3 protein-coding genes and 1 pseudogene are annotated in these 2,419 nt (G+C 48.3%); 3 read left to right on the forward strand and 1 reads right to left on the reverse strand.

The annotated features are described in order from the left end of the window. Window positions 1–559: 559 nt before the first annotated feature. Together HZU72_RS23960 and HZU72_RS23965 are read left to right on the forward strand one after the other, a co-directional pair. Window positions 560–708: pseudogene (locus HZU72_RS23960) on the forward strand (hypothetical protein); the annotation flags it as partial. Continuing rightward, window positions 697–921, forward strand: coding sequence for an RlmF-related methyltransferase (locus HZU72_RS23965; protein WP_235976225.1), 225 nt, complete (start codon window positions 697–699; stop codon window positions 919–921). The pseudogene HZU72_RS23960 and the gene HZU72_RS23965, both read left to right, overlap by 12 nt. A 430-nt stretch (window positions 922–1,351) precedes the next feature. Here HZU72_RS23965 and HZU72_RS23530 read toward each other — a convergent pair whose 3' ends face one another. Further along, on the reverse strand, window positions 1,352–1,717 hold the full coding sequence (locus HZU72_RS23530; RefSeq protein ID WP_180096361.1) for a glyoxalase superfamily protein: 366 nt from the start codon (window positions 1,715–1,717) through the stop codon (window positions 1,352–1,354). Between the two features lie 160 nt (window positions 1,718–1,877). Between HZU72_RS23530 and HZU72_RS24290 the strand changes: the two genes are divergently transcribed. After that, a complete protein-coding gene (locus HZU72_RS24290) occupies window positions 1,878–2,099 on the forward strand; it encodes a phage integrase N-terminal SAM-like domain-containing protein (RefSeq protein ID WP_180096363.1) in 222 nt (73 codons plus the stop codon). Window positions 2,100–2,419: the final 320 nt, after the last annotated feature.

Here is a 2,419-nt window from a genome sequence, read left to right on the forward strand (position 1 = left end):
AAGTAACCCGCTGTTTGAATAGGACAGATGCTGGTTAACCGATGAATGTCTAGTGCCCCAGCCCCACCTGCAAGGAGCAACGCGGTCTGGCAGTGGTAAACCACCACGTTAAGAGAGCCTCAATAGGTGTTTGCTGTAAGCCACCAATAGCCAACGATGACAGATGAAGTAGGATCACTGGCTCAGGGACTTGATATTGGCCGCTGACGCGGCCAATAAAAAACACTGCGGTCTATTGACAGAGAGAAGGCTCATAGGTGTTAGGCAAAACACGTATAGCCAGAGGCCTTTCGCTACCCTCGAACTGTCGAGTATGCTCAACATAACCATTAAGATTATAATCACTGGCTAAGCCAGACCCACTCAACTATTGAACGCCAAGTCTCGGGCCAATTACTGTGAACACCCTCCATCGAAGTGAAAAAAGCCAAGCCAGGCTTGCTCGCAAAGGTCTGCACCCGAGGAATCTACACAACCAAGGCTATGACTTCCCTGCTCTCGTAAAAAGCCACCCAGCACTAGCCCCCATGTAAAACCGAACGCTCATGGCGATCTTTCCATCGATTTCGCAGACCCATTGGCAGTAAAAACGCTCAACGCAGTGTTATTAAACAGGTACTACAACATTATCGATTGGGAGATTCCAGAGGACGCACTTTGCCCTCCCATCCCAGCAGAGCCGACTACATCCATTACATGGCGGATTTCTTTGAGTTTGGGCTTGGCCATGAACAGCCCAGCATCAAACTGCTCGATATTGGGACTGGACAATGCCGCTGGTTTAGCAGCCTGGTTTCAAAAGCTGACAACGTTAAGCCTGCAAAGAAATTGATTCGTAAGCTCGGTGCCGTTGATATACGGGAAATAGAAATGAAGCAGGGAAATAAGGTTACGAGGGTATTGGCCTGGACTTTCATATGAGCCGTCGACGTCGCCGTTACCTAAGTGGCGCATGGTTATGCGAAACCTGTTGTGGCATTACTCCGTTATAAGCACATCTACTGGGCTGGAAAAACGGCAAGTCGAGCATGCGCTCAATCAGTCATTCACGGAGTGCTTAAAGGAGCTGGGGTGGAGTTGATCTTGGTAGTTGATCACCACCATGGCGTTTTGATCGGGGTTAGAGGGCTTGAGCTGCGGCATGCTGANTTGATCGGGGTTAGAGGGCTTGAGCTGCGGCATGCTGACCGCTTCTTATATGTTTTTTTCTACAAACTCAACGCCCGCCATCACTGAACTGACCCCAAAAACTTGGACAGTAAAAGCTAGGCAGCCAAGCCCTCCTCTATTTGACTAACGCCGTTCAGCAAGCGCGGGCGCAATGTAGTAACCGTCGCCGTAACTGGCCTAATTAAGTGGTTGTCCGTTCATTGAATAAGATTCTGTTTGAAAACGGATCTACCACTTCGAACACCCTGTCGCCCCAGGGTGCTGTCGTAATTTCCGGCAGGCAGTACCTGTAACCTTGCGACGAAACTTCACGGTGCAAGGCCTCTAGCTCATCAGTATTCACGAACGTTTTAGAGCCAGGAGTACAGTCTCCTGAATGTTCGCTCAGGTGAAAGACCAGATCACCTCTGGAAACCTGCATGTAAATAGGAAAGCTCGGCTCAAAGCGGTGCTCCCAATCCAACGACATACCGAGAAATTCCAGATAGAACTCCTTGGCCTTTGCCTCTTCGAAGATCCGGATAATCGGGATAACTTGAAATTGCATCCATGCTCTCCTTAGACATAACAGCTTATTTGTGCGCATGCGCGTTATCATTTTAAGCCATCTTTACAAATTGCACATAAACACACAAATGAGCTCATCAAATCCTTGTTATTTATGTGTTTTATAAAACAGCACACGTAAAATTAAGGAGTTTCCACAAATGGCCAGGAGCCCTTTCCTTAATGAGGTTCGCGCCTCCATTCGCGTTCGTGGAATGAGCATTCGAACTGAGAATACATTCATTTACTGGATACATTTTTTCATTCAATACAACAATTGTCGTCATCCTAGTGAGATGGGGGCAACTGAAGTTGTCGCCTCCTGGGCTACCTCGCCACTGAACCCAATGTGGCAGTCAACACCCAGCGTCTTGATGCTATAACTTAGTTACCTTCCCTCTAACCACGCTACCGCCCCAGTGCATCTGGGCTACGTTAAAACGCTCCGCTTGCCACCGTCTCTGTTTGTTCTCTACCCGGCACACTGATCTAAGCAGTCAAACTAATCTCTTAAATTGTTCACGCTAATTTATTAACCTTACTTTATTCATAAGTTCGCCTTAGGTCACGTGGCCATGCAAAAAATGTTTATTATCTTGGGCTCAACGGCCAGTTTGGTTGCATTGGTCTGGCATCCCTACGCGATGCATTCGCGGGTGCCTCGCTTCGCTCGTTACCCAATGGGATGGACTCCTCCTCACCC

Source organism: Vreelandella sedimenti, assembly GCF_013416325.1.
Classification (GTDB): Bacteria; Pseudomonadota; Gammaproteobacteria; order Pseudomonadales; family Halomonadaceae; genus Vreelandella; species Vreelandella sedimenti.